Genomic DNA, 24107 nt, shown 5'->3' with positions numbered 1-24107 from the left:
TGGAAATTTATTGGCGGTATCCACTTTACCCAGCCCACCGCTGCGCTCCTTGTGCCAGCGCAAATGAACCGCGTTCGTCCTCCCGTGTCCCGTTTGCTGGCGCGCAATGCGCTATGTCCAGACGCTTTTATCATTCCCTGTCGGCAATTATTTGCCCTTCCTGGGTTTCCGGACTGTGCGTCCACCCCCCCCCCCACACACCTGAAGAGGAATTCATGGTCAAGATCGCGATTATCGGCCTCGGTCCGCGTGGCATTTCCGTGTTTGATCGCATCATTGCGTACACCCGCAATGATGCGTCGGCCACGCCGATCGAGTTGTACTTATTCGATAGCAAGGAGTTCGGCCCCGGCGTTCACACCACCGACCAGGCCGAACATTTGCTGGTCAACACCGTCGCCTGCCAGATGACCCAGTTTTCCGACGACACCGTGCGCGGCGCCGGCCCCCTGCTGTATGGCCCGTCGTTCGCCGATTGGCTGATCAGTAAAAATAGTGCACTGGGCAAGGGCACCGATGCCAAGATCGAGATCGATCGCAACGGCTATTATTCGCGCGCGCTGTTCGGTGACTATCTGCGCTGGGGCTTTGAATACTTAAAAAAAATGGCGCCGCCCCATCTGACCATTTATTTGCACAACTACGCCGGCGTCGACGACTTGCAGTGGGACCGCAAGCGCTGGCTGGTGGGCTACGATGGCTGCAATTTCCCGGCCGACTTCGTCTTTCTCACCACCGGCCACGCCAGAAAGGTGCTCTCCGATGCCGAGCGCAAGCTCACCGGCCAGGTCGATGAAGCGCGCCAGCGCAATCCGCGCCTGCAACTGGTGCTCGAGCCTTACCCGATCCGTAACGCCACCTCCAGTGTGACGGCCAGCGACACCGTCGCCATCGAAGGCATGGGGCTGACCAGCTTTGATCTGATCGCCCAGCTGACCCAGGGCCGCGGTGGCAAATTCGACAGCGCCGGCAAGCTGCAGCCGGCCGGCCGCCTGCGCTACCGGCCCTCAGGCCAGGAGCCGCGCATCCTGCTCTATTCGCGTTCGGGCCTGCCGCTGACGGCGCGCGCCACCAACCAGAAGGGCGTGTTCGGTCAGTACAAGCCGAAATTTCTGACTTTTGCCAGGCTCGAGCAACTGCGCGCCGCTGCCGATGGCGGCCAGCTCGATTTCGACCGCCAGATCATGCCGCTGCTGTGGGCCGACATGCAGTTCGCCTACTGCTTCGCCTGGTTGCAGCAAAAGCGCGACAAGATCGCTGCGCTGATGTTCAGCAACGAGTTCCTCGCCGCCGAAGATGCCGCCGCGCGGCAGGCGATGATCGATCGCCATATCGACAAGCGCGATCAGCTCAGCTGGGCCAAGCTGGCCGAGCCGATTCCGCCGCTGGCGCTGGCCAGCCGCCGCCAGTTCGACGACTGGCTGCGCGGCCACCTGTGGCGCGACGTCGAGCAAGCGTTACAGGGCAATCTCGACAACCCCGTCAAATCGGCCTGCGACGTGCTGCGCGACGTGCGCGACGTGATGCGCGCGGCCATCGATTTTGGCGGCCTCTATGAACACTCGCACCGCTGGCTGCTCGGTGAATTTCTGCCGCTGATGAACCGGCTGGCGGTGGGTCCCCCAAAAGAGCGCATCGCCCAGCTGCTCGCCCTCATCGATGCCGGCGTGGTGCGCGCCGATTTTGGTCCCGGTGCCCGCTGCGAGCTCGATGCGCAGGCAGCCAGCTTCGTCGTCAGTGGTTACTGGGATGGCGACAGCGAGCGCGCCAATGTGCTGGTGCGCGGGCGCGCTTCGCTGCCCGGGCCACTCGAAGACAAGTCGCCGCTGATGCGCCAGCTGGTCGAACGGGGCATCGTGCGGCCGTTCATGAATGGTCAGTTCCACCCGGGCGGCATCACGGTCGACCGCAACATGAACGTGGTGGCGCGCGATGGCAGCGCGCAGCGGACTCTGTGGGCGCTGGGCACCCTGGTCGAGGGCTGCAAATTTTATACCTTCGTGCTGCCGCGGCCGGGCGCCAATTCCACCACCATGGTCGACGCCGGCCGCGCGGTGGGGCGCATGATGGATGCGATCGCCGAGCGCAACGTTCGCCTGCAGGTGGCGCAGGAAGAATTGCAGGGCGTGCGCGCGGCGCAGGCGCAGCCGCCTGCAAGCGCGCCTGCAGTGCCGCCCGCGCTGTCATCTGCAGTGTCATCTGCAGTGTCATCTGCAGTGTCACCTGCAGTGGCACCCGCAATGCCAGCGCCAGCGGCGCCGGGCAAACCGGTACTGGCGCCGCCGCCACCGTCACCTTCTGCCGTCGCCGCCGATGGCGCCGCCGCGCCGCGCCTGCGCCGGCTCGACGCCGATCCGGCCAACTGCCCCGCCTTCGGCCGTACCTAAGTGAAAGCGCTGACCACTGCGCCGGCTGCGGCGCGCGTGGCCGCCGGTGCCGACCCCTGGCCTGGCCTGTGCGGACTGGCCGCTACCCTGACGGGGGTGGGCATCGGCCGCTTTGCCTACGTCGCCATCCTGCCCCTGCTGGTGCAGCAGCACTGGTTCAGCCGCCAGCAGGCGGGCTGGCTGGGGGCTGCCAATCTGACCGGCTATGTTGCCGGCATCGGCGTCGCCGCCCTGTTGGTGCGGGCGATGGCGCCCACCCAGATCGTGCGGCTGGCGATGCTGCTGGTGTCGCTCAGTTTTTTTGCCTGCGGCTGGCACGATGGCGGCATCGCCTGGTTCCTCATCTGGCGCAGCGTGGCCGGCGCCTGCGGCGCCATCCTGATGGTGCAGGCACCGGTGCTGATTTTGCCGGCGACTGCGGTGGCGCGGCGCGGCCGTGTCGGCGGCGTCATTTTCAGCGGCGTCGGCCTCGGCATCGTCGCCGCCGCCACCGTGGTGCCGATGCTGATCGAGCAGGGGCTGGCGCTGACCTGGCTGACCCTGGGCAGCCTGTGTACGCTGATGACGGCGGCCAGCTGGCGCTTCTGGGCGCGCGCGCAGGCGGGCGCACCGGCCTTCACGGCCGCCAGCGGCAGCCCCTTTTCCATCCACACCGTGTACGCGGCGCTGCATGGCTGGCGCCTGCCGTTGCCGGTGCTGCTGCTGCTCGCCGCGTATGCCCTCAATGCCATCGGCTACCTGCCGCACACGCTGTTCTGGGCTGATTTCATCAGCGCCCAGCTGGGTCGCCCGTTGCTGCAGGCGGGCTTTTTTTGGGCCTGCTTTGGTGCCGGCGCCGCCTGCGGGCCGTATCTGACCGGGGCGGTGGCTGACCGCATCGGCCTGGCGCCAACCCTGCTGCTGGCCTTTCTGCTCAAGGCGGCCGGGGTGGCACTGCCGCTGCTGGCGCACAGCGATTGGGCCTTGCTGGTGTCGTCGGTGCTGGTCGGTTTTTTCTCGCCCGGGATCGTCGGCGTCGCTTCGAGCTATGCGCTGGAAATCGGCGGCCCCTGTCAGCACCGGCGCAACTGGACCGTCATGAATGTCGGCTTTTCGCTGGCGCAGGCGGGCGGCGCCAGCGCCATGGTGGCGCTGGTGGCCGGGCGCGCCTCCTATGACCTGCTGTTCATCATCAGCAGCGTGGCCCTGCTCTTATCAAGCCTCTGCATTGGCTTGATCATCCTGCTGCGCACCAAGGTAGAATGCCAGCCTGGCATCGCTACGAAAGCAGAAAATGAAACTGGTCCGCTATGGCCGTCCCGGCAAAGAGAAACCTGGCCTGATCGATGAATTCGGCCGCCTGCGCAGCCTGGCCGCTGTCGTCGACGACATTACGCCAGCCCAGCTGTCCGACGCCGCCCTGAAAAAGCTGGCGAAGATCGATCCGGCCAGCCTGCCGCTGGTGCGCGGCGAACCGCGCTTCGGCGTGCCGCTGGCCGGCATCGGCAAGTTCATCGCCATCGGCCTCAATTACGCCGACCACGCGGCCGAAGCGGGGATGGCGGTGCCACCCGAGCCGATCGTCTTTAGCAAGGCGATTAGCTGCCTGTCCGGTCCGGATGATCCCATCATGCTGCCGCCCGGTTCGAAAAAAACCGACTGGGAAGTCGAGCTGGGGGTGGTGATCGGCAAACGCGCCCAGTATGTCGAGCAGGCCGATGCCCTCAGTTACGTGGCCGCTTACTGCGTCGTCAACGACGTCTCCGAACGCGCCTGGCAGCTGCAAAGCTCGCAGTGGGACAAGGGCAAAGGGTGTGACACCTTCGGCCCGGTCGGCCCCTGGCTGGTCACCCGTGACGAGGTCATCGATGTCCAGGACCTCGACCTGTACCTGGAAGTGAATGGCAAGCGCATGCAGACCGGCAGCACCGCCACCATGATCTTTGGCGTGGCCGAGCTGGTCAGTTACCTGTCGCGCTACATGACGCTCGAACCGGGCGATATCATCGCCACCGGCACGCCGCCCGGCGTCGGCATGGGCCGCACGCCACCGCGCTACCTCAAACATGGCGACAGCGTGCGCCTGGGGATAGCCGGCCTCGGCGAACAGCAGCAGGCGGTGCAAGCCATGCCGGCCAAGGGGAAACGGGCATGAGCGCCGACCGTCTCGGCCCGCTGTCGATGGGGCAAATGAGTAACGCCCAGCGGGTGGTGGCGCAAGCGATCATCGACGGTCCGCGGGGCGCCGTCTACGGCCCCTTCGTGCCGCTGCTGCGCAGCCCCGAGCTGATGCAGCACGCCCAGCGCATGGGCGAGTACCTGCGCTTTCGCAGCGCCATCGGCGCGCGCCTGTCGGAGCTGGCCATCCTGGTCACGGCGCGCGCGTGGAACCAGAAAGTCGAATGGGCGATCCACGCGCCGATCGCCGCCCAATGCGGCATCGACCGCGCCATCATCGACGCCATCGGCGCGCGCCAGACCCCGACCGGCTTGCGCGAAGATGAAGCCGCCGTCATCGATTTTTGCACCGAGCTGCATGGCGACAAGCGCGTCAGTGACGCCACCTACAACAAGGCGCGCGCGCTGTTCGGTGAACATGGCGTGGTCGATCTGATGGGCTTAAATGGTTATTACACCTTCCTCGCCATGATCATGAACAGCGCCCAGACGGCGCTGCCGCAGGATGCCAGCTGGCTGTTGCCGGACTGATCAGACTGTTGTCACAATGAGCGCGGCTGCAAGGGCCGCGCCGGCGGCGTGGTCTGCATGCAACTGCGTGTCACAATGTTGCGGGAAGGCATATATTTTTCTTGCTTATAAAAAACTGTTAACCGTACTATTGGTTCCTTTGCGCCAACGGAGGCGGCGTATTCGACATTTTTATAAGAGGAAAAACAATTGTTATCGAATTTACGCATCGGTACCCGCCTCGGGGGCGGCTTTGCCATCATCCTGCTGTTACTGGTGATCGTCGCCGGGGTTGGCATGGTGTCGATGGGCCGGATCGACGCCAAAGTGGGAGATATTGTCGATAACCAGAATGTGTCGACGGCCGCAGCGATCGCCATCGCCGATAATTTCCGCGAAATTTCCACGGCAGTGTCGACCCTGGTGCTGGTAAGCGACCCGGGTGACGTCAAGACCCAGGTCGAAAAACTGGCCGCCGCGCGCGTCGCTTTCGTCAAGGCGCGCAGCGATTTCCTGGCGACGCCGCAAAGCGCCGAGGAGACGGCGCTGATCGCCAGGCTCGACGCCGCCATCGTGCAGTCAAAACAGCACAACAATGCGACGGTGGCGCTCGGCATGGAAGGCAAGCGCGACGAGGCGACCGAGTTGTTGCTGCGCAAAGCGGTGCCAGCCAATGCGGCCGTGATTGCCATCATCGGCGAGATCGTCGCGTATGAAAAAGCGCAGGCCGGTGAGGGCGCCGCCGCTGCCCGCCGGCTCTACCGCAGCGCCAATATCGTCATGCTGGCGCTCGCTGCAGTTGCCGTGGTGATCGGTGCATTGACGGCATTTTTCAGCACGCGCGCCATCGTCAAGCCGCTGCGCTACGCCGTCAAGGTGGCCGAGGCGGTCGCCGAGGGCAATCTGGGCATGCCGGTCGAAGTGCGCGGCAAGGATGAAATGGGGCAGTTGATGGGCGCCTTCCAGCACATGAACCACAGTCTCAATGGCATCGTCGCCGCCGTGCGCCGTGGTACCGATTCGATCGCCACCGCATCGGGCGAAATTGCCAGCGGCAACCTTGACCTGTCGTCCCGCACCGAGCAGCAGGCCAGCGCCCTCGAAGAGACTGCCTCGTCCATGGAAGAGCTGACCTCGACCGTCAAGCAAAACGCCGACAATGCGCGCCAGGCCAATGTGCTGGCCGGCTCGGCCTCGCAAGTGGCGGTGCGCGGCGGCCAGGTGGTCTCGCAGGTGGTCGATACGATGGGCGCCATCAATGCCTCGGCGCGCAAGATTGTCGACATCATCGGCGTCATCGATAGCATCGCCTTTCAAACCAATATCCTGGCGCTGAACGCCGCCGTCGAAGCGGCCCGTGCCGGCGAACAGGGACGCGGTTTTGCCGTGGTGGCGTCGGAAGTGCGCAACCTGGCGCAGCGCTCGGCCGCCGCTGCCAAAGAAATCAAGGTATTGATCGGCGACTCGGTCGCCGCCGTCGAGACCGGCTCGAAACTGGTCGATGAAGCGGGCGCGACGATGGACGACATCGTCGCCAGCGTCGAGCGCGTCACCGACATCATGAGCGAGATTTCCGCCGCCAGCCACGAGCAGGAGGCGGGCATCGAACAGATCAACCAGGCCATCGGCGAGATGGATTCGGTGACCCAGCAAAATGCCGCGCTGGTCGAACAAGCGGCGGCGGCGGCGGCCTCGCTGCGCGAACAGGCGGCGCAGCTGGCCGAGGCGGTTGCTGTGTTCAAGCTCGATGGTGTAGCCGACCATGCAGCCACCGGGGCCACGCTGGCCCGGATGCCGCTCAGGGCAGTGGCGGCGCCGGCACGCCTGGCCGCCTGAGCGCGTAATGGCTGGTCAGGCCCGCTTCGAACGACAGCCAGGATGCGCTGAACGCGCAGGTATCGCTCAATGATGCCCGGTGCCTGTGCCGGTGCCGGTGCCGGGGTCGGCGTGGCCGCCGCCGCCGGCACGCTCGCTGCCGCTTCGGTGGTCGAACCGCCGCCGCCGCCGAACAGCAGAAGCGAGATTCGGCAAGCGGCGATGGTCGCGCCCTGGGGACGCACCCGCAGGGAGGATTGTTTGCCTGAAAAAACAACGGAACTAGGCCATAAATTGCCCTTTCATCGCCATTTTGACTGGCGCGGAAACCTTGATAATAGATAAATTAAAATTTATTTTAGAGCAAGGAGCCTGCCGTGCAGAAATCATCTATCCCGCCGTCGCCCACCCGCCGCAGCTGGCGCCCGCGCGCACAAGCCGGGCTCGTCCTGGCCATCGCGCTCGGCTTGTGCGCGCTGGGGCCAGCGCGCGCCGAGCACCTGACGCTCTACGCGGCCGCTGGCGTCAAGGCGCCCGTCAAGGACATGGCCAGGGATTTCAGCGCCGCCAGCGGCCACACGGTCAAGCTGGTGTTCGACACCGCCGGCGCCGCCGAGAAGCAGTTCCTGGCCGATCCTGCCGCCACCTTCCTGGTGACCACCCGCAGCCGCATCGAAGCGGCCGAGCAAAACGGGCAACTGGGCGCTGGCGTGACCACCAACCTGGGCGACACGGTCGGCGGTTTTGCCGTCGCCGCCGGCCAGCCCAAGCCAGACATCTCGACCCCCGACAAACTGCGCGCCGTGCTGCTGGCCGCTCCCAGCATCGCTTTTTCTGATCCGGCGCGCGGCGCCACCATCGGCGCTCATTTCCTCCAGGTCATCGAAGCGCTGGGCATCAAGGAGCAGGTACTGGCCAAGGCAGTGCTGGCCGCCGATGGCGTGCAGACCATGCATCTGGTGCAGCAAAACAAGGTGGCGCTGGGGGTGACGCAGATCAGTGAAATCATCCAGGCTGACCCGTCCACCCTGCTGGGACCGTTCCCCGTCGAATTCGACCTCGCCACCACCTATTCGCTGTGGCACAAGAGCGATCCGTCGCCGGCCGCCGAGGCCTTCGCGCGCCTGCTCGCCAGTCCGCAAGAGCAAAAGAAACTCTTGCAGCACGGCTTGCGCGCCTCCAATCCTTGAGTACTTACCAGGTCGGTGCCGACAGCGGCCTATTCAGTTTTTGTTATCAAGAGTAAGTGCAATGTTCACAAAAACTCTCAGTTGCGATGGTCCCTGCCTTGCTCCCATGCCGACCATGAGGATGCAATTTTTTCTGAATTGCGTATGAAAAAAGCCGTTTGGCAAGACCGCAGCGGCGGTCGGTGAAGCGCTGGCCGGCCGCGCCGCGACGGGTAAATACTAACCAAAAGTCAAAATAAATTCCTCAACATAAATTTCTAATTGGAAATTTATCGTATAATTTGCACATACTGTGATGAGTAAGGCGTCTGCGCGTGACTGCGCGCATGGCGCTTTTTTATTTGCAAAATTATAACGGCTAGCTTGGCTGGCGGCCCTCGCCTCCGTGCGCGTCGCGGGCGCCACCGCTTGTTGTTCTCCGCAATCGTGTTGAGGAAAATTTCATGAAACTAAATAATCTAAGTGTCGGCGCGCGCCTGGGCGGCGGCTTCGGTGTCATTTTGATATTGATGGCGGCGATGCTGGTTGGCAGTGTCTGGAGTCTGCGCCAGGCCGATGACTCCACGCGCGAAATGATGTCGATGACCTTGGTCAAGGAGCGGCTGGCCGAGGAATGGCTGCGCAGCGTCACCGCCGGCGTGACGCGCACAACGGCGCTGGCCAAGACCGAGGACCCGGACCTGATCGAGTTCTTCAACGCCGACGCCAAGCAATACAGGGCGCGCGGCAACGACAACATCGCCAAGGAAATCCAGGCGCTGCCCCTCGATCCGCCCGAGCAGGTGCTGCTCGATACCATCAATAGCAACCGCCAGCGCTTTACCGCCTTGCGCGACGCCGTGCTCAAAGCCAAGAAAGACGGCAACACGGACGAGGTCGAGCGGCTGTTCGCGACCCAGTTCTCGGTGGTGCCGCCGCAGTACGTGGCCAGCATCAAAGCCTTCCTCGATTACCAGCGCAAGGATATCGACGATATCGCTGATCGGATTGAAAAAACCACCGCTCTCAGTACCAACTCGCTGACCTGGACCGGCGCGACCGCCTTGCTGCTCGGTGCGATCTTCGCGTGGGCGCTGACCCACTCGATCACGGTGCCGCTACGGCAGGCGGTGGCGGTCGCAAAAACCGTCGCCAGCGGCGACTTGAGCGGCCGCATCGACGTCCAGGGGCTCGATGAAACGGGCCAGTTGCTGCAGGCACTACAAGAGATGAATGACAGCCTGGTCAATATCGTCGGCGAAGTGCGCCAGGGCACCGACACGATCGGCACCGCTTCGAGCGAAATTGCCGCCGGCAATGTCGATCTGTCGAGCCGTACCGAGGAGCAGGCCAGCGCCCTCGAACAGACCGCCGCCTCGATGGAAGAGTTGACCTCGACCGTCAAGCACAATGCCGAAAATGCCCGCCAGGCCAACCAGATGGCGGCCGCCGCTGCCACCGTGGCGCGCAAGGGCGGCGACGCCGTTCGCCAGGTGGTCGACACCATGGGCGCCATCAATGCCTCCTCGCGCAAGGTCGTCGACATCATCGGCGTCATCGATAGCATCGCCTTCCAAACCAATATCCTGGCGCTCAACGCCGCCGTCGAAGCGGCCAGGGCCGGCGAACAGGGCCGTGGCTTTGCGGTGGTCGCCGCCGAAGTGCGCAACCTGGCCCAGCGCTCGGCCGCTGCCGCCAAGGAAATCAAGGTCTTGATCGACGAATCGGTCGGCAAAGTCGCCGATGGCAGCAAGCAGGTGACCGATGCCGGTCAGACCATGGACCAGATCGTCGACAGCGTGGCGAAGGTCACTGACATCATCGCCGAGATCATGTCGGCCAGCGTCGAGCAGAGTGCCGGTATCGAGCAGATCAATGCGGCGATTGGCCAGATGGACAGCGTCACCCAGCAAAACGCCGCGCTGGTCGAGCAAGCCACCGCCGCCGCCGCCGCCCTGCACGAGCAGGCGTCCGGCCTGTCCGCCGTGGTGGGCGTGTTCCGTCTGGCCGCCGCGCCAGCGGCGCGCATGTCTGCCGCGCTGGTACTGCCAAAGGTGCTGGCCAAGCGCGCCGTCGACCAGTGGGAAACCCTGTAACCGCGCAGCAAGCACCGCACCGTTGATCCGCCGCAGTTCGTCATCCGCGCCCGCCTGGGCGTGGCGGACTGTTGCAGCCCATTTTTTTATGAAGAAGCTGGAGAATCAGATGTTTACAGTCAAACAAACCACCGTCGCCATCGCCGTCACACTGCTGTGCGGTCTCACTTCACTGGCCCGGGCCCAAACGGACGTGCAGTTTTACGGCAAGCTGTATCCGCAGCTGACCACCTACACGCTGGGCGAAGGCAGCAGCGTCGGCAGCACCGTCAGCACGCTGGTCAAGCCGATCAGCGCCAAGGCCACGTCGAACAGTGGCCAGGGCATGGAATCGTCGAATTCGTATATCGGTTTTCGCGGCGCCGAAGATCTGGGCGGCGGCATGTCGGCCATTTTCCAGCTGGAAGGCGCGATCGGCATCGATGACGGCACCTCGCCAAAAAATATCCTGTTCAACCGCGATACCTTCGTTGGCCTGAAAGGCAACTTCGGTACCCTCAAGCTCGGCGGCCGCATGGACACCGTGTATAAAGTACTGGCCGACCAGATCGGTTTCTTCGGCGTTTCCAGCGGTAACAACGTGCACTCCAGCAATATCCTGGCGCAGGGCGGTTTCGGCAGCAGCGGCGCCGAGCGTTTCCACGAACGGCCCAACAACACGGTGATGTACGCCTCGCCTGAGCTGGCCGGTTTCCAGGCATTGCTCGGCTACTCGCTCGGTGAAGTGGCCAACAGCCGCACCCTCGGTAACATCTATTCGCTGGGCGGCAAGTATGAGCGCGGCCCGGTTTACCTGGCGCTCGCTTACGAGCGTCACATCGGCCTGTTCGGTGGCTCCAACAACGTTGGCACCAACCTGAGCAACCTGACCACGCTGGGTACCGAATCGAAAGACGACTCGGTACGCGCCACCGCCCGCTACGCCTTCGCCACCGGCACCCAGGTCGAAATCGACGTCGCCCACACCCGGCTGGAAGAAAGCGGCGGCTTGCGCGGCCACTTCCAGAACTACCGCCACAATTCGATGCTGCTCAGCGCCGAACAAAAACTGGGCCAGTGGACCTTCGCTGGCTCGCTCGGCCATTCGCAAGCCGGTTCGTGCGCACTGGTGGGCGAGGTCGCCTGCAGCACCGGCGGTTTAGATGCGACGATGAGCAACCTGGGTGTGTCGTATACCCTGTCCAAACGCACCCGCCTGTTCGCCCTGTACTCGAATATGCACAACGGCTATTCGGCCAACTTCAGCAATGTCGCTTCGGCGCCGGCGCCCGGCATCGGCCAGTCGCTGCGCCAGATTTCGAGCGGCCTGAGTCACGCGTTCTAAGTTGTAGCGGCGGGCCCCGCCGCCGCTCGTAAAAAAGGCTGCCAGCGAGAAATCCGGTGGCAGCCTTTTTTTGCGGTGTTGAAACACTGGCTCAGGCCAGCGCTTCCTTGGCCGCTTCTGCTGGCGTCAAGCCATCATAAAACTGGTCGGTGAACCACTCGACCTGCTCTTCGATGTGTTCCTGCGCCTGCGCCTCGGTGGCGCCACCGGCCACCAGAAAGCCTTCGACTTCGATACACCAGTGAATCAGGGCGAGGGTTTCTTCGTCCAGTTCTTCACCTTTCTTGCTTGCCTTGTTTGCCATCGCGCGCTCCTTTTTCTGTTACCTTACGCTGCCAGCGCCTTGGCCAGCAGCTGGCCCACCAGGTCATTGAGATCGATGGCCTGTTCACTGGCGCGCGCTTGCAGCTGCTTGACCAGCTCGGCGTTGATCTTGACGGCGAACGGCACCAGGCCGGCTGCCTGATCGAGGCGGCGCTGTTCGCGGCGATCGACCACGGCGGCAGCAGCGCTGCCAAAAACGGCAGCGCCTGGGGCGGCCATCTGGCCCATCAGTTTTTTGGCGTCGCTTTTCGCCATTCCGGTTTTTTTCATGGGGTGCTTTCGTAGGATGCGTGTTGCAGGGGGAGACGCTGCGCGCCGTCGTGCTCAGGCGCGCAGCAGGGGTATGCGGTGGTTCAGGCCAGCTTGGCCAGCACCTTGTGCAGCCAGGCGCCGATGTCGCCGACTTCTTCGGCGCACAGCGAGTGCTGCATGGGATAGTCGTGCCACTCGATCTGGTAGCCCAGCGACTGCAGCAGCAGGCGCGAATCGCTGGCGCGGCCGATCGGCACCACGCCGTCGCTGCGCCCGTGCGCCATGAAGATCGGAGTAGTGAGCGAGGCGTCGCTGCGCTCGGCCGCCACCGTCGCGGCAATCGGCAGGTAGCCGGACAGGCACAGCATGCCGGCGAGCTGCTGCGACTGGCGCAGGCCGGTTTGCAGGGTCATCGCGCAGCCCTGCGAAAAGCCGGCCAGGATGATGTGGCTAGTGGCGATGCCGCGCGCGTTTTCGCGCGCGATCAGCGCTTCGATCTGCACCTGCGAGCGGCGCAGGCCCGCTTCGTCTTCGCGCCGGCCCAGGTCCGAGTGCACGATGTCGTACCACGCGCGCATCACATAGCCATTGTTGACGGTGACGGGCATGGTGTCGGCATGCGGGAACACAAAACGGATCGGCGGCAGGCCGCGCAGATCGAGTTCGCGCACCAGCGGCACGAAGTCGTTGCCGTCGGCGCCCAGGCCGTGCAGCCAGATGATGGCGACGGTCGGTTGCGGCGCCGTTTCGATATCGATCGTTTCGAGAAGCTTGCTCATGGGGGCTTTCAGACGGAGTTTTTAGTGCGGGTTTACTGCGCTGGCCGCACAGCCGACTTCGGCCGCCACGCCACGCACACGGCCGGGTTGGTGTCGATGTACGGTCCACCGATCAAGTCGACGCAATACGGCACGGCTGCAAAAATGCCGCCGACCAGGGTGGCGCCGTCCGCATTTTTTAAGCCTTCAAGGGTTTCCTTGATCGCTTTCGGCTGGCCCGGCAGGTTCATGATCAAGGCCGCATGCGCGCTGGCACCGGCGAGCGTATCGGGGGTCTCGCGGATCACTGCCAGCTGGCGCGACAGCACGGCGGTGGGCACGAAGTGCAGGCTGATTTGCCGCATCTGCTCGCCGAAACCGGGCATTTCCTTGGTGCCGACGGCCAGCGTCGCCTCGGGCGTGACGTCGCGCCGCGCCGGGCCGGTGCCGCCGGTGGTGAGCACCAGCGCGCAGCGCTGCTGGTCGACCAGTTCGATCAGGGTGCGCTCGATGTCGGCGCGCTCGTCGGCGATCAGGCGCGTCTCGAGCCGGAACGGCGTCGTCAGCGCCGCCGTCAGCCAGTCGCGCAGCGCCGGAATTCCCTTGTCTTCATAAATGCCGCCGCTGGCGCGGTCGGAAATCGACACCAGGCCGATGACGATTTCGTCAGGCATCGTCACTCACATGGTCGTCGTCGGCGTCGATGACGTCAATGTCCTCGGCATCATCGGCCTTGGCTTTTTTCGACAGGTCCTTGAGGATCTGGAAAATCTCGCGGTAGGCTTTCGGCGGCTTGTTCTCCGCCTGCTCTTTTTTGGCGTTGCGGATCAGGGTGCGCAGGTGCTGGACATCGAGGTGCGGGTATTCCTCGATCAGCTTGGGCAGGGCGCTGTCGTCGGCCAGCAGTTTGTCGCGGCGCCGCTCCATCGCGTGCAAAAAGGCGGTATCGGCCTTCGAGGCGCCTTTCCAGCCCTCGATGGTGCGCACGATGACGGCCACTTCCTCCTCGTCGAGGGTGCGCATCTTCTTGCCGACAAACTGCATCTGGCGGCGCCGGCCTTCGTGGTTGGTGATGGTCTGGCACATCAAGATGGCTTCTAACACCGCTTCGGGCATCGGCACCCGCTTGACGCGGTCGCGCGGCGCCTCGACCAGTTCGACGCCCAGCTTTTGCAGGTCGCTCATCTGGCGTTTGAGTTCGGACTTGGACGGGCGTTCGTAATCTTGTTCGAACTCGGAGGATTGGAACCCGACGGAACCGCGGTTTGGATTTGGCATGATAGGAGGGGCCGGCGACCTGCTAGGTGTCCGGTAAAAACAGTAAACGACTGCTATGATAACCCCTTTGGTCCCAGTTTAAGAAAACACCCCATGAACGCATCGCTTTTCACCCACACCCAAGACCAGCTCAAACAGCTCGCCGCCGACGTGCTGGCGTTCGCCCGCGAGAAGGGCGGCACCGACGCCGCCGTCGATATCAGCGAAGGCAGCGGCCTGTCGGTGACGGTGCGGCGGGGGAAAATCGAGACCATCGAGCAAAACAAGGACAAGGGCATGGGCGTGACCGTCTACGTCGGTCAAAAGCGCGGCAATGCCAGCACTTCCGACTTTTCCGCCGCCGCCCTGCGCGCCACCGTCGACGCCGCCTACAACATCGCCCGCTTCACCGCCGATGACGATTGTGCCGGTCTGGCCGATGAGCACCTGCTGGAAAAAAATCCGCAAGACTTGAAGCTGTGCTACCCGTGGCGCATCACCACCGAAGAAGCGGTGCTGCTGGCGCAGCGCGCCGAAGGGGCGGCGTTCGACGTCGATCCGCGCATCACCAACAGCGAAGGGGCCAGCATCCACGTGCAGCAGTCGCATTTTGTGTCGGCCAATTCGCGCGGCTTTTCGGGCGGCTATCCGTTTTCCCGCCACACCCTGTCGGTGGCGCCGATCGCCGGCAAGGGCGCCAAAATGCAGCGCGATGACTGGTACACCTCGGTGCGCGACGCCAGCAAGATGGCGGCGCCCGAAGCGGTCGGCCGTTACGCCGCCGAGCGCGCGCTGGCGCGCCTGAACGCCCGCAAGCTCGACACCCGCACCTGCCCGGTGTTGTTCGAGGCGCCGCTGGCGGCCGGCCTGGTGGGCGCCTTCGTACAGGCCACCTCGGGCGGCGCGCTGTACCGCAAATCGACCTTTCTGCTCGATTCGCTGGGCACCTCTATTTTCCCGAAGCACATACAGATCGTTGAAGACCCGCACCTCATCGGCGGCGTCGGCTCGGCCCCCTTCGATGAAGAGGGCGTGCGCACGGTCAAGCGCAATGTGGTGGAAAACGGCGTTCTCAACGGTTACTTCCTGTCGAGCTACTCGGCGCGCAAGATGGGCATGCAAACCACCGGCAATGCGGGCGGCTCGCACAATCTGACCATGTCGTCGAGCCTGTCGAAGCGGGGCGACGATTTCGCCGGCATGCTGCGCAAGATGGGCACCGGCCTGCTGGTCACCGAACTGATGGGGCAGGGCACCAATTACGTCACCGGCGACTATTCGCGCGGGGCCTCCGGCTACTGGGTGGAAAACGGTGTGATTCAATACCCGGTCGAAGAAATCACGATTGCCGGCAACATGAAAGACATGTTCCAGCAAATCGTCGCCATCGGTAACGACGTCCTCACCCGCGGCAACAAGTCGACCGGCTCGATTCTCATCGAAAAGATGGTGATCGCCGGAAGTTGACGCCATGTCCGGTTTTTAGTTGCAAGGTTTCAACAGCGCTAATACACTAGCCCGGGCGATTCACAATGCCGGGGTCAGGTGCCCGCCAATACCGTACAACCATAAAACCAACTGGAGACCACCAACATGGAACGTCGTTCCTTCCTCAAGAAAGCTGCCGTCAGCGCCGGTGTGGCTGGCGCCGCCGTGGTGCCGACGCTGGCGCAGGCTGCCGAGCTGCCCACCATCAACTGGCGGCTGGCCAGCAGTTTCCCGAAAAATCTCGACACCATTTTTGGTGCCTCCGAGGTGTTTTGCAAGCGCGTCGCTGCCCTCACTGGCGGCAAGTTCACCATCCGTCCGTTCGCCGCCGGTGAAATCGTCCCGGCCCTCGAAGTAATGGATGCGGTGCGCAACGACACCGTCGAAATGGGCCACACCGCTTCCTACTATTACGTCGGCAAGGATGCCACTTTCGCCTTCGACTGCGCGGTGCCGTTCGGCCTGACCTCGCGCCAGCAGTCGGCTTGGATGGAAGTCGGTGGCGGCAAGCAGCTCATGCGCGAGTTCTTCAAGGGCTACAACATCATCAATTTCATGGGCGGCAACACCGGCACCCAGATGGGCGGCTGGTTTCGTAAAGAAATTAAATCGGCGGCCGACCTCAAGGGTTTGAAGATGCGCATTTCCGGCCTGGCCGGGCGCACCATGGCGAAACTGGGCGTGGTCACCCAGCAGTTGCCCGCTGCCGACATCTATCCTTCCCTGGAAAAAGGGACGATTGACGCGGCCGAATGGGTGGGGCCGTACGACGATGAAAAAATCGGTATTTATAAGGTGGCGCCGTTTTACTATGCGCCGGGCTGGTGGGAAGCCGGTCCGCAGCTGTCGTTTTATATCAACATCAAGGAATGGGACAAGCTGCCCAAGGAGTACCAGGCGGCGGTCGAAGTGGCGACCTATGAGGCGCATGTCTACATGCAGGCCGATTACGATGCCAAGAACCCGGCCGCGCTGGCGCGCCTGATCAAGAACGGCGCCAAGGTGCGCATTTTCTCGCCCGACCTGATGGACGCCGGCTACGCCGCGGCGGCCGAAGTGCTCGACGAAGAAGCGGCGAAAAATCCCAAGTTCAAGAAGATTTACGAGCAGTGGAAAGTGTTCCGCCGCGAGCAAAATACCTGGGCGTCGGTGGCCGAGGCGACCATGCAGAATTACCTGATCAAAGCGAACAAGGGTAAATAAATGAAAGGGGGGACAGCCCGGCTTGTCCCCCCCCTGCAACTGGCGCCACCGATTTGCGCTTGACCCGGCTATTTCCGCATTCCATCGCATTTCCCCAACACAACGATAGCCATCTGGCATGATGGCGCCCATGGTCAATCTCGGCCATGCCGTCTTCCATCCAGATCAAGAACCATGAACGCCTCGTCCAATTATTCGCTTTGCCTGCGCCTGCTTGCCGCCGCGCCGGCCATCTTCGCCGTGAGCATGGCGCACGCCCAGCAGGACAGCGCCACCGCGCCCGCGCCCGCACCGGCAACGAAAGCGGCGCCGATGCAGCAAGTCGAAATCAAGGGCGCCGCTGCCCAGTACGACGCCCGCCGCAACGACACCGCCACCAAGATCGTCGTCTCGCAGGAAGAAATCCTAAAAAATGGTGACACCACCGTCGGCGAAGTCTTAAAGCGCCTGCCCGGCATCACCATCGGCGGTGTACAGGGACGCGGCGGCGATATCCGCATGCGCGGTCTGGGCAGCGGTTATACCCAGATCCTGCTCAATGGCGAGCCGAGCCCGCCGGGCTTTTCGCTCGACTCGATTTCGCCCGACATGATCGAGCGCATCGAGATCATGCGCGCCGCCACCGCCGAATACAGCACCCAGGCGATCGCCGGCGGCATCAACATCGTGCTCAAGCGTGCCATCGTCACTGCCCAGCGCGAGATCAAGGTGGGCGCGCAGGAAGAAAACGGCCACTTCGGCACCAACGTCAATTACCAGCTGGCTGACAAAAAAGGTCCGCTGTCGTACGCCATCGGCGGCGCCGTCACCTGGGCCAAGTTCGAGCGGCCATCGGAGATCGTCACCGAGGGTAGCGATGCCAGCGGCGGTCAGACCCTGCTGCGTCACTCGGACGAAGCGAGCCGCGGCCACTTCGAGGCATTCAATATGTCGCCGCGGGTGAACTGGACGCTCGGCCCGGGCGACGTCATCACCTCGCAGAGTTTTATCAACGTCAACCGCTTCAAGGGCGACAACCATGAGCGCGTCACCACCCTGGTGGGCGCCGCGCCGCTCTACCAGGCCACCAATGTGCAGATCGAGTCGGCCTCGGAACTGCTGCGCACCGACCTGTCGTGGACGCGCAAGCTGGCCGGAGGCGCCCGGATGGAACTGAAAACGGGCGTCAACTACAATCACCGCAATTCCGATGCGCCGTCGCAGCAGTACGGCGCCAGTGATGCCCTGCTATTGAACCGCACCATCACTTCCGATGCCACCGACAAAGGTTTTACCGGTAGCGGCAAATATTCGACGCCGATTTTTGAAGGTCATGCACTGGCCACCGGCTTTGACGGCGCCTACAGCAAGCGCAATGAAGACCGCATCCAGCGCGAGAATTCGCCGGTGCCCGGTCTGGCCAAGAACGACGACCAGGTGTTCGATGCCAACGTGCGCCGCCTGGCCCTGTTCGCGCAGGACGAGTGGACGGTCGATCCGCGCTGGTCGGTGTATTTCGGCCTGCGCTGGGAAGGCATCGAAACGCGCAGCGCCGGCTTGACGTATGCGCCGATCGATAACAAGTCGAGTGTCTGGAGCCCGCTGTTCCAGACCCTGTGGAAGATCCCCGGCAGTAAGAACGACCAGCTGCGCCTGGGCTTGACCCGCACCTACAAGGCGCCCAGCGTCAACAGCCTGATTCCGCGCCGCTTCTCGTCGAACAACAACACCGCCACTTCGCCCGACAGCCAGGGCAATCCGAATCTGAAGCCGGAACTGGCGTGGGGCCTGGACCTGGCGTTCGAACATTATCTTGAAGGGGGCGGCCTGCTCACGGCCAGCACCTACGCCCGCCGCATCAACGACATCACCCGCAACCAGGTGTCACTGCTCGATGGCTTGTGGGTGTCGATGCCGGTCAACGCCGGCCTCGCCAATACCTATGGGGTCGAATTGGAAGCGAAGCTGCCGCTGCGCAGCCTGTGGAAAACGGCGCCGAACGTCGACTTCCGCGCCAACGCCTCGCGCAACTGGTCGCGCCTGGAAGCGGTGCCGGGCCCGGACAACCGGCTCGATTCGCAAACGCCGTTTAGCGGCACCATCGGCGCCGACTGGAAGCTCGACAAGTCGCCGTTGACGCTGGGCGGCAGCTACAGTTTTCAAAACGGCGGCCCGGTGCGCATCTCGCTCAACCAGTACGCCTATTCGGTGCCAAAGCGCTCGCTCGATCTGTACGGGCTGTGGAAGTTCAACCCGAAAAACCAGCTGCGGGTGGCACTGGCCAACAGCCTGCACCAGCAAAATATCGCGCAGTCGGCCTATGTTGACAGCAGCGGGCGCTTGAGTGACACCACCATCACGCCGACTTATATGGTGGTGCGGGCCTTACTTGAGATGAAATTTTAAGAGCGCCACAGGCGCCGGTAAGCGCCGTTCTTGTCATGATCGGCGGTCTGCTTGGCCACGTTGAAGCGGCGCCCGCCGCGCGGATCGGTGCCGCGGCCGGCGATATACAGCCAGTTGCCCTGGTTGCTGTAGACGTCGTAGTCGATCAGCTGCGACTCGAACCAGGCGGCGCCGGCGCGCCAGTCGCCACCGAGGTCGTAGATCAGATAGCTGGCCACCACCTGGCGCAGGCGGTTGCTGAGAAAGCCGGTGGCAGCCAGTTCGCGCATGGCGGCGTCGACCAGGCCTTCGCCGGTGCGGCCTTCGCACCAGCGGCGAAATCCCTGTGCATTGTGCGACGCGGGCGCGCTGTCGGCCAGCCCGCGCGCGCGGTACAACGCGCTGCCGTACTGCAGGTGCAGGAAGCGAAAATAATCGCGCCACAGCAGTTCAAACCACAACCAGTAACTGCCATCGCTGGCGCCGTGCTGCGCTTCGTGGCGGCGCAGCGCGGCCACGATACGGCGCGCCGAGACGGCGCCGCTGGCCAGCCACGGCGACCATTTGCTGGAAAAATCCAGGCCCGTCAAACCGTTGCGGGTTTGCTTGTAGGTGGCTGGCAGCCCCTTGTCCAGATACTGCGCCAGGTGCGCCAGCCCGGCCGTTTCGCCGCTGTCGAAGCGGCCAGCGCCATCGGCCAGCGACGAGCGCGGGTCGGTGCTGAGCGCGGTGCTGGCATCGGCGTCACCCGCCACCGTCGCCAGTTCGGCGCGCAAGTGTGGCGGGATGGTGACGCCCTCTGGCCACGGCGGCAGCGCCGCTGGCGCTGCCAGCGGCGCCGGTGGTGTAACGCCGGCGCGCTCGAGGCCCTGGCGAAAGGTGGTGAACGAGGCGGGCAGGGCGCTGCTCGGCCACGGCAGCGTGGCCGGATCGAGCAGGCTGCTTTGCCAGACGGTGGTGACATCGAGGCCGGCCGCGCGCAGGGCGGCGACATCGGCCTGTTCTTCGGGAGCGGCGATGTCTTCGCACACCAGGCGGGTGATGTGCAGGGCCGCCGCCAGTGCCGGCAGGGTGGTGGCGGCCGGACCCCGGCACAGCAGCAGGGGGCAGCCCAGCGCCGCCAGTTGCGCAGCGAGGTCGCGCAGGGTGGCGGCCAGCGCCCGCTGGCGCTGGCCGCCCGAGCGCACGAAACCCCAGTCGCTCATCTCCTGCGCCGACGGCAGGCAAAACACCGGTAGCAGAGACGCGCTGCCAGCGGCGCAGGCAGCGCGCAGTGCCGCCTGGTCATGCAAGCGCAAATCGTTGCGAAACCAAAACAGCACGCTGGCCATCGATCAGCCCTGCTGCTTGAGTCGGCGCACCGCTTGCAGCACCGGTTGCAGCATGGCGGCACCGAGGCGCGCGCTCCGCTCGCCGCTCCAGCCGGTCAGTTCATCGGGATCGTTGGCATTGTCCTTGAACGGCAGCTCGAGCGTGAGCGACAGGCAGCCGAAGGCGTGGGTGATATGGGGTGAACCCATGGTCAGCACTTCATCGGTGTAAGGCGCGGCGGGGTAGCCGTGGACATCCTGAAAATCGGGACTGGCGATTTTAAAGTCGTCGCTGAACTGGCGCTGCGCGTCCGCCTGGGCAGCGGTAAACGCGGGCAGCGCTTCCGAACCGGCCACGAACACATATGGCAAACCTTCGTCGCCGTGGACGTCGAGGCACAGGTCGCAGCCCGTCTCGAGCATCTTTTGCTTGACGAGGAAAACTTCGGGGCTGCGTGCCATGGTTGGCGTGTGCCACTCGCGATTGAGGTTGGCGCCGGCAGCGTTGGTGCGCAGGTTGCCGCGCACCGAGCCGTCCGGATTCATGTTGGGCACCACATAAAACACCGCTTCCTTGAGCAGCTGGCGGCCGATCGGGTCGCTCGGGTCGAGCAGGGCGTCGAGCATGCCATCGACGGCCCATTCGGCCATCGTCTCGCCCGGGTGCTGGCGCGCGATCACCCACACTTTTTTGGCGCTCGGCGCACCCTCGTCGCCGATCACCAAGAGGTTCATGTCGCGTCCTTCGACGGTCGAACCGAGGTCGAGCAGGCGCACCTGCTCCGACAGCTGCGCGCGGTCGAGCAGTTCGAGGTGGCGTTCCCACGAATATGGCTCGAAATAAGCGTAATAGACGCTGTCGAATTCAGGCGTGTGGGTGACCGTCATGACCTCGCCGTCATAGGTGGTGGGCACGCGGAACCAGTCGACGCGGTCGTAGCTGGCCACCGCCTGGTAATCGATCCAGCCGTCCGGGTAGGCGCTGTTGCCAGCGTTCAGAAAGCGAATGGTGCACGCTTCGTCGCGCGCGCCTTGCAGGCGAAAATAAAACCACTGGGTGATATCGGCGTGCGAATCTTTGCGGATGTTCAGGTCGATGGCGTTGGCGCTGGTGGCGCGAACGACGTCGATGGCGCCGGCGTCGAAGCCGCTGCTGATCTTGATAGACATGGTAAGTCCTCGTGGAAGGTGCAATGAAGCGAAACGGGGATGATATAGGAAGTGCGCGCCGCCCCGGTAATCAGGCCAGCCCACCGAAGCGCTGATAGAACGCCCCATCAGCCTGCGGCGCCTGCGCGTCTTCGCGCCGCATCACCGCCATCACGTGCTGTTCGGCGCTCGCCTGCACGGCGCAATACAGGCTGCGCGCCAGTTCGTAGGCGCGCGCACCGGGCCACGGGTCGGGCAGCAGCTCAACCGGCAGCATGGGGTCGTGCAGTTGCACGCGGCGGTAGGCGTGGATCAGCAGGGTGCGGATGACGAAGGCTTGTTCGGCTGTGAGGGGGCCACCGGCGCTGTCGGCCTGCAGCGCATGTGGCGCCAGTAGAGCCAGCAGCGGCGCAAACTGGGCGATGAACTGCTCGTAAGCGGCGCTGACATCGGACAGGTCCCAGCCTTCGGCAACCAGCTCGGGCAGCGAGCGCGACGCCACCTGCGGCAGCGCCGAGGCGCTGCAGACGAAGACCTGGTGGCGCGCGCCGCAGCGGCCCAGCAGCTCGTCGAGGGCGGCGCTGTCGCTGGCCGGGTGGCCGAACACGCCGGGTGCCAGCTGCGCATACCCTTCCCACACCAGTTCTTTGCGCAGGGCCGCCCGCATTGGCGCGCTCAAGGCGCCGCTGGCCGCCATCACCAAGGTCCAGGTGCCATCCCAGCGGATTTCCAGCGGCGCGTAGATGCGCCGGTTGGCCCGCTCGAAGCGCGCCAGCGCCTGCGGCAGGATGGCGTACGAACTGCGGCGGCGGTCGCGGCTGGCCACCAGCCAGCCTTCCTGCGCCAGCCGGAACACGCTGGTGCGCAGCAGGCGGTCATTGACGCCGAACGGCGCCGCCAGCTCGATCAGGCTGCCCAGCCACATGGTGCCGCCGTGCGGCGCCACGCTGTCGCCAAAGATCGTCACCACCAGCGACTTCGAGCGCGGCGGCTCGCTGGCGAGGAAGTGGGCGATCCATGCGCTGCTGCTCGTTGGTGTCATAGCTCTTTGTCGGTGGTGGGGGTGGTGGGGCGGGTGCGCGCAGTTTACTTTAGTCCTCGATGGGCGCAGCATGAATTTTCATGACGGCGATACAACAAGATACACAAATTCTATTTGATTCACATTTGCTGTGTACTTATCGTTTTTTGTATCGTATTATCGTCTCACACACCATGCAAGGGAAATCACCATGTACGCACAACTGGTAGAAACAGGCCTCAAAACGGTACAGACGGCCGCCGACATGACCGCGCAAGAGCGCGCCTTCCAGCAAAAAATCGACGACGGCATCAAGATCGAAGCGAAAGACTGGATGCCGGACGCTTACCGCAAGACCCTGATCCGCCAGATTTCGCAACATGCGCACTCGGAAATCGTCGGCCAGCTGCCTGAAGGCAACTGGGTGACGCGCGCCCCTACCTTGAAGCGCAAGTCGATCTTGCTGGCCAAGATACAGGACGAAGCCGGTCACGGCCTGTACCTCTACAGCGCCGCCGAAACGCTGGGCGTCTCGCGCGACGAACTGCTGGCCGCCCTGCACGCGGGCAAAGCCAAGTATTCCAGCATTTTTAATTACCCGACCCTGTCGTGGGCCGACATGGGCGCCATCGGCTGGCTGGTCGACGGTTCGGCCATCATCAACCAGATCCCCCTGTGCCGCTGTTCCTACGGCCCGTATGCGCGCGCCATGGTGCGCGTGTGCAAGGAAGAATCCTTCCATGCGCGCCAGGGCTACGACATCATGCTCAGCCTGGCCAACGGCACGCCGGCGCAAAAAGCGATGGCGCAGGACGCCCTCAATCGCTGGTGGTGGCCGGCCTTGATGATGTTCGGACCGTCGGATGCCGAATCGGTCAACAGCGCGCAGTCGGCGCAGTGGCGCATCAAGCTGTTTTCCAACGACGAGCTGCGCCAGCGCATGGTCGATCAAACCGTGCCGCAGGCAGAGTTTCTCGGCCTGACGGTGCCCGATCCCGACCTCAAATTCAATGAAGCGACTGGTCACTACGAATTTGGCGCGATCGACTGGAGCGAGTTTTACAACGTCCTCAAGGGCAATGGCCCGTGCAACCGCGAGCGCCTGCAAACGCGCGTGACAGCCTGGGAAGAAGGCGCCTGGTTCCGCGACGCCCTGGTGGCGCATGCCGACAAAAAGGCTGCGCGCATCGCCGCCTGAGCTATTCATCCCTGATCGATACCGGAGCAAGAACATGAGCAAAGAATGGCCCCTGTGGGAAGTTTTTATCCGCAGCCAGCACGGCCTGGCCCACAAGCACGTCGGCAGCCTGCATGCGCCGGACGCCGAAATGGCCGTCAATAATGCCCGCGACGTCTACACGCGGCGCAACGAAGGGGTGTCGATCTGGGTGGTGCGCGCGGTCGATATCGTCGCCAGCAGCCCGGACGACAAGGGCGCGCTGTTCGAGCCGGCCAACTCCAAGGTCTATCGCCACCCCACCTTCTTTCCGATGCCGGAAGAAGTGAAAAACCTGTGAGCGCCG

The 24107-nt window shown here is 63.9% G+C and carries 22 protein-coding genes; 14 read left to right on the top strand and 8 right to left on the bottom strand.

Annotation, left to right across the window (positions count from 1 at the left end; genetic code table 11):
• The first annotated feature begins 215 nt into the window (after nt 1-215).
• From ACP7BZ_RS16705 to ACP7BZ_RS16665, 9 genes are all read left to right on the top strand, one after another.
• Nucleotides 216-2387, top strand: coding sequence for an FAD/NAD(P)-binding protein (locus ACP7BZ_RS16705; RefSeq protein ID WP_426115146.1), 2172 nt, complete (start codon nt 216-218; stop codon nt 2385-2387).
• The gene (locus tag ACP7BZ_RS16700; protein WP_426115144.1) at nt 2388-3716 is read left to right on the top strand and encodes a YbfB/YjiJ family MFS transporter; all 1329 of its coding nucleotides are present in this window, start codon (nt 2388-2390) and stop codon (nt 3714-3716) included.
• Nucleotides 3661-4521 (top strand): fumarylacetoacetate hydrolase family protein, encoded by an 861-nt coding sequence (locus ACP7BZ_RS16695; RefSeq protein WP_426115142.1) that lies wholly within the window; start codon nt 3661-3663, stop codon nt 4519-4521. Before ACP7BZ_RS16700 ends, ACP7BZ_RS16695 begins: the two co-directional genes overlap by 56 nt.
• Nucleotides 4518-5075: a carboxymuconolactone decarboxylase family protein gene (locus ACP7BZ_RS16690; RefSeq protein ID WP_426115140.1), complete on the top strand. Its 558-nt coding sequence runs from the start codon at nt 4518-4520 to the stop codon at nt 5073-5075. Before ACP7BZ_RS16695 ends, ACP7BZ_RS16690 begins: the two co-directional genes overlap by 4 nt.
• 189 nt (nt 5076-5264) lie before the next feature.
• A complete protein-coding gene (locus tag ACP7BZ_RS16685) occupies nt 5265-6890 on the top strand; it encodes a methyl-accepting chemotaxis protein (protein ID WP_426115138.1) in 1626 nt (541 codons plus the stop codon).
• Between the two features lie 69 nt (nt 6891-6959).
• The gene (locus ACP7BZ_RS16680; RefSeq protein ID WP_426115136.1) at nt 6960-7214 is read left to right on the top strand and encodes a hypothetical protein; all 255 of its coding nucleotides are present in this window, start codon (nt 6960-6962) and stop codon (nt 7212-7214) included.
• 32 nt (nt 7215-7246) lie between these two features.
• The gene (locus ACP7BZ_RS16675; RefSeq protein ID WP_426115134.1) at nt 7247-8059 is read left to right on the top strand and encodes a molybdate ABC transporter substrate-binding protein; all 813 of its coding nucleotides are present in this window, start codon (nt 7247-7249) and stop codon (nt 8057-8059) included.
• A gap of 443 nt (nt 8060-8502) precedes the next feature.
• Nucleotides 8503-10134 (top strand): methyl-accepting chemotaxis protein, encoded by a 1632-nt coding sequence (locus ACP7BZ_RS16670; protein ID WP_426115132.1) that lies wholly within the window; start codon nt 8503-8505, stop codon nt 10132-10134.
• Nucleotides 10135-10243: 109 nt separating this feature from the next.
• Nucleotides 10244-11458, top strand: a complete 1215-nt coding sequence (locus tag ACP7BZ_RS16665; RefSeq protein ID WP_426115130.1) for a porin — start codon at nt 10244-10246, stop codon at nt 11456-11458.
• A 91-nt stretch (nt 11459-11549) separates the two neighbouring features.
• On the opposite strand, the gene ACP7BZ_RS16660 is transcribed toward ACP7BZ_RS16665, so the two are convergent.
• The 5 genes from ACP7BZ_RS16660 to yjgA form a co-directional block, all read right to left on the bottom strand.
• Nucleotides 11550-11762 (bottom strand): hypothetical protein, encoded by a 213-nt coding sequence (locus ACP7BZ_RS16660; protein WP_426115128.1) that lies wholly within the window; start codon nt 11760-11762, stop codon nt 11550-11552.
• 23 nt (nt 11763-11785) lie between these two features.
• The gene (locus ACP7BZ_RS16655) at nt 11786-12052 is read right to left on the bottom strand and encodes a hypothetical protein (RefSeq protein WP_426115126.1); all 267 of its coding nucleotides are present in this window, start codon (nt 12050-12052) and stop codon (nt 11786-11788) included.
• Between the two features lie 83 nt (nt 12053-12135).
• Nucleotides 12136-12813, bottom strand: coding sequence for an alpha/beta hydrolase (locus ACP7BZ_RS16650; protein WP_426115124.1), 678 nt, complete (start codon nt 12811-12813; stop codon nt 12136-12138).
• Between the two features lie 32 nt (nt 12814-12845).
• A complete protein-coding gene (mog, locus tag ACP7BZ_RS16645) occupies nt 12846-13466 on the bottom strand; it encodes a molybdopterin adenylyltransferase (RefSeq protein WP_426115122.1) in 621 nt (206 codons plus the stop codon).
• Nucleotides 13459-14070, bottom strand: coding sequence for a ribosome biogenesis factor YjgA (gene yjgA, locus ACP7BZ_RS16640; RefSeq protein ID WP_426115120.1), 612 nt, complete (start codon nt 14068-14070; stop codon nt 13459-13461). Before yjgA ends, mog begins: the two co-directional genes overlap by 8 nt.
• A gap of 93 nt (nt 14071-14163) precedes the next feature.
• Here yjgA and pmbA point away from each other — a divergent pair, with 93 nt between their 5' ends.
• From pmbA to ACP7BZ_RS16625, 3 genes are all read left to right on the top strand, one after another.
• Nucleotides 14164-15516, top strand: a complete 1353-nt coding sequence (gene pmbA, locus ACP7BZ_RS16635) for a metalloprotease PmbA (RefSeq protein ID WP_426115118.1) — start codon at nt 14164-14166, stop codon at nt 15514-15516.
• Between the two features lie 126 nt (nt 15517-15642).
• Nucleotides 15643-16740, top strand: coding sequence for a TRAP transporter substrate-binding protein (locus ACP7BZ_RS16630; RefSeq protein ID WP_426115116.1), 1098 nt, complete (start codon nt 15643-15645; stop codon nt 16738-16740).
• A 174-nt stretch (nt 16741-16914) separates the two neighbouring features.
• The gene (locus ACP7BZ_RS16625; RefSeq protein WP_426115114.1) at nt 16915-19125 is read left to right on the top strand and encodes a TonB-dependent receptor plug domain-containing protein; all 2211 of its coding nucleotides are present in this window, start codon (nt 16915-16917) and stop codon (nt 19123-19125) included.
• Here the strand turns inward: ACP7BZ_RS16625 and ACP7BZ_RS16620 are convergent.
• The 3 genes from ACP7BZ_RS16620 to paaX all read right to left on the bottom strand — a co-directional run bounded on the left by ACP7BZ_RS16620 (nt 19122) and on the right by paaX (nt 22605).
• On the bottom strand, nt 19122-20435 hold the full coding sequence (locus ACP7BZ_RS16620; protein ID WP_426115112.1) for a DASH family cryptochrome: 1314 nt from the start codon (nt 20433-20435) through the stop codon (nt 19122-19124). The genes ACP7BZ_RS16625 and ACP7BZ_RS16620 overlap by 4 nt on opposite strands.
• A gap of 3 nt (nt 20436-20438) precedes the next feature.
• On the bottom strand, nt 20439-21584 hold the full coding sequence (locus ACP7BZ_RS16615) for a M14 family metallopeptidase (RefSeq protein WP_426115110.1): 1146 nt from the start codon (nt 21582-21584) through the stop codon (nt 20439-20441).
• 70 nt (nt 21585-21654) lie between these two features.
• Nucleotides 21655-22605 (bottom strand): phenylacetic acid degradation operon negative regulatory protein PaaX, encoded by a 951-nt coding sequence (paaX, locus tag ACP7BZ_RS16610; RefSeq protein WP_426115108.1) that lies wholly within the window; start codon nt 22603-22605, stop codon nt 21655-21657.
• 190 nt (nt 22606-22795) lie between these two features.
• On the opposite strand from paaX, the gene paaA reads away from it, so the two are divergent.
• Together paaA and paaB are read left to right on the top strand one after the other, a co-directional pair.
• Nucleotides 22796-23782, top strand: coding sequence for a 1,2-phenylacetyl-CoA epoxidase subunit PaaA (gene paaA, locus ACP7BZ_RS16605; protein WP_426115106.1), 987 nt, complete (start codon nt 22796-22798; stop codon nt 23780-23782).
• A gap of 34 nt (nt 23783-23816) precedes the next feature.
• Nucleotides 23817-24101, top strand: a complete 285-nt coding sequence (gene paaB, locus ACP7BZ_RS16600; protein WP_426115104.1) for a 1,2-phenylacetyl-CoA epoxidase subunit PaaB — start codon at nt 23817-23819, stop codon at nt 24099-24101.
• Nucleotides 24102-24107 lie beyond the last annotated feature (6 nt).

This window comes from Massilia sp. PWRC2 (assembly GCF_049896725.1).
GTDB lineage: Bacteria > Pseudomonadota > Gammaproteobacteria > Burkholderiales > Burkholderiaceae_D > JAFCUW01.
Note: the sequence above shows the minus strand (reverse complement) of the source record. Positions and strands in the feature narration are given on the sequence as shown.

Bases quoted from the DNA above. Each gene is read 5' to 3' on its own strand.
- ACP7BZ_RS16690 (WP_426115140.1), top strand. From the start codon at position 4,518: ATGAGCGCCGACCGTCTCGGCCCGCTGTCGATGGGGCAAATGAGTAAC.
- ACP7BZ_RS16665 (WP_426115130.1), top strand. From the start codon at position 10,244: ATGTTTACAGTCAAACAAACCACCGTCGCCATCGCCGTCACACTGCTG.
- ACP7BZ_RS16680 (WP_426115136.1), top strand. From the start codon at position 6,960: ATGATGCCCGGTGCCTGTGCCGGTGCCGGTGCCGGGGTCGGCGTGGCC.
- ACP7BZ_RS16615 (WP_426115110.1), bottom strand. From the start codon at position 21,584: ATGTCTATCAAGATCAGCAGCGGCTTCGACGCCGGCGCCATCGACGTC.
- ACP7BZ_RS16650 (WP_426115124.1), bottom strand. From the start codon at position 12,813: ATGAGCAAGCTTCTCGAAACGATCGATATCGAAACGGCGCCGCAACCG.
- ACP7BZ_RS16625 (WP_426115114.1), top strand. From the start codon at position 16,915: ATGAACGCCTCGTCCAATTATTCGCTTTGCCTGCGCCTGCTTGCCGCC.
- paaA (WP_426115106.1), top strand. From the start codon at position 22,796: ATGTACGCACAACTGGTAGAAACAGGCCTCAAAACGGTACAGACGGCC.
- yjgA (WP_426115120.1), bottom strand. From the start codon at position 14,070: ATGCCAAATCCAAACCGCGGTTCCGTCGGGTTCCAATCCTCCGAGTTC.
- ACP7BZ_RS16630 (WP_426115116.1), top strand. From the start codon at position 15,643: ATGGAACGTCGTTCCTTCCTCAAGAAAGCTGCCGTCAGCGCCGGTGTG.
- ACP7BZ_RS16620 (WP_426115112.1), bottom strand. From the start codon at position 20,435: ATGGCCAGCGTGCTGTTTTGGTTTCGCAACGATTTGCGCTTGCATGAC.
- ACP7BZ_RS16705 (WP_426115146.1), top strand. From the start codon at position 216: ATGGTCAAGATCGCGATTATCGGCCTCGGTCCGCGTGGCATTTCCGTG.
- ACP7BZ_RS16660 (WP_426115128.1), bottom strand. From the start codon at position 11,762: ATGGCAAACAAGGCAAGCAAGAAAGGTGAAGAACTGGACGAAGAAACC.
- paaX (WP_426115108.1), bottom strand. From the start codon at position 22,605: ATGACACCAACGAGCAGCAGCGCATGGATCGCCCACTTCCTCGCCAGC.
- pmbA (WP_426115118.1), top strand. From the start codon at position 14,164: ATGAACGCATCGCTTTTCACCCACACCCAAGACCAGCTCAAACAGCTC.
- ACP7BZ_RS16655 (WP_426115126.1), bottom strand. From the start codon at position 12,052: ATGAAAAAAACCGGAATGGCGAAAAGCGACGCCAAAAAACTGATGGGC.
- ACP7BZ_RS16670 (WP_426115132.1), top strand. From the start codon at position 8,503: ATGAAACTAAATAATCTAAGTGTCGGCGCGCGCCTGGGCGGCGGCTTC.
- paaB (WP_426115104.1), top strand. From the start codon at position 23,817: ATGAGCAAAGAATGGCCCCTGTGGGAAGTTTTTATCCGCAGCCAGCAC.
- ACP7BZ_RS16695 (WP_426115142.1), top strand. From the start codon at position 3,661: ATGAAACTGGTCCGCTATGGCCGTCCCGGCAAAGAGAAACCTGGCCTG.
- mog (WP_426115122.1), bottom strand. From the start codon at position 13,466: ATGCCTGACGAAATCGTCATCGGCCTGGTGTCGATTTCCGACCGCGCC.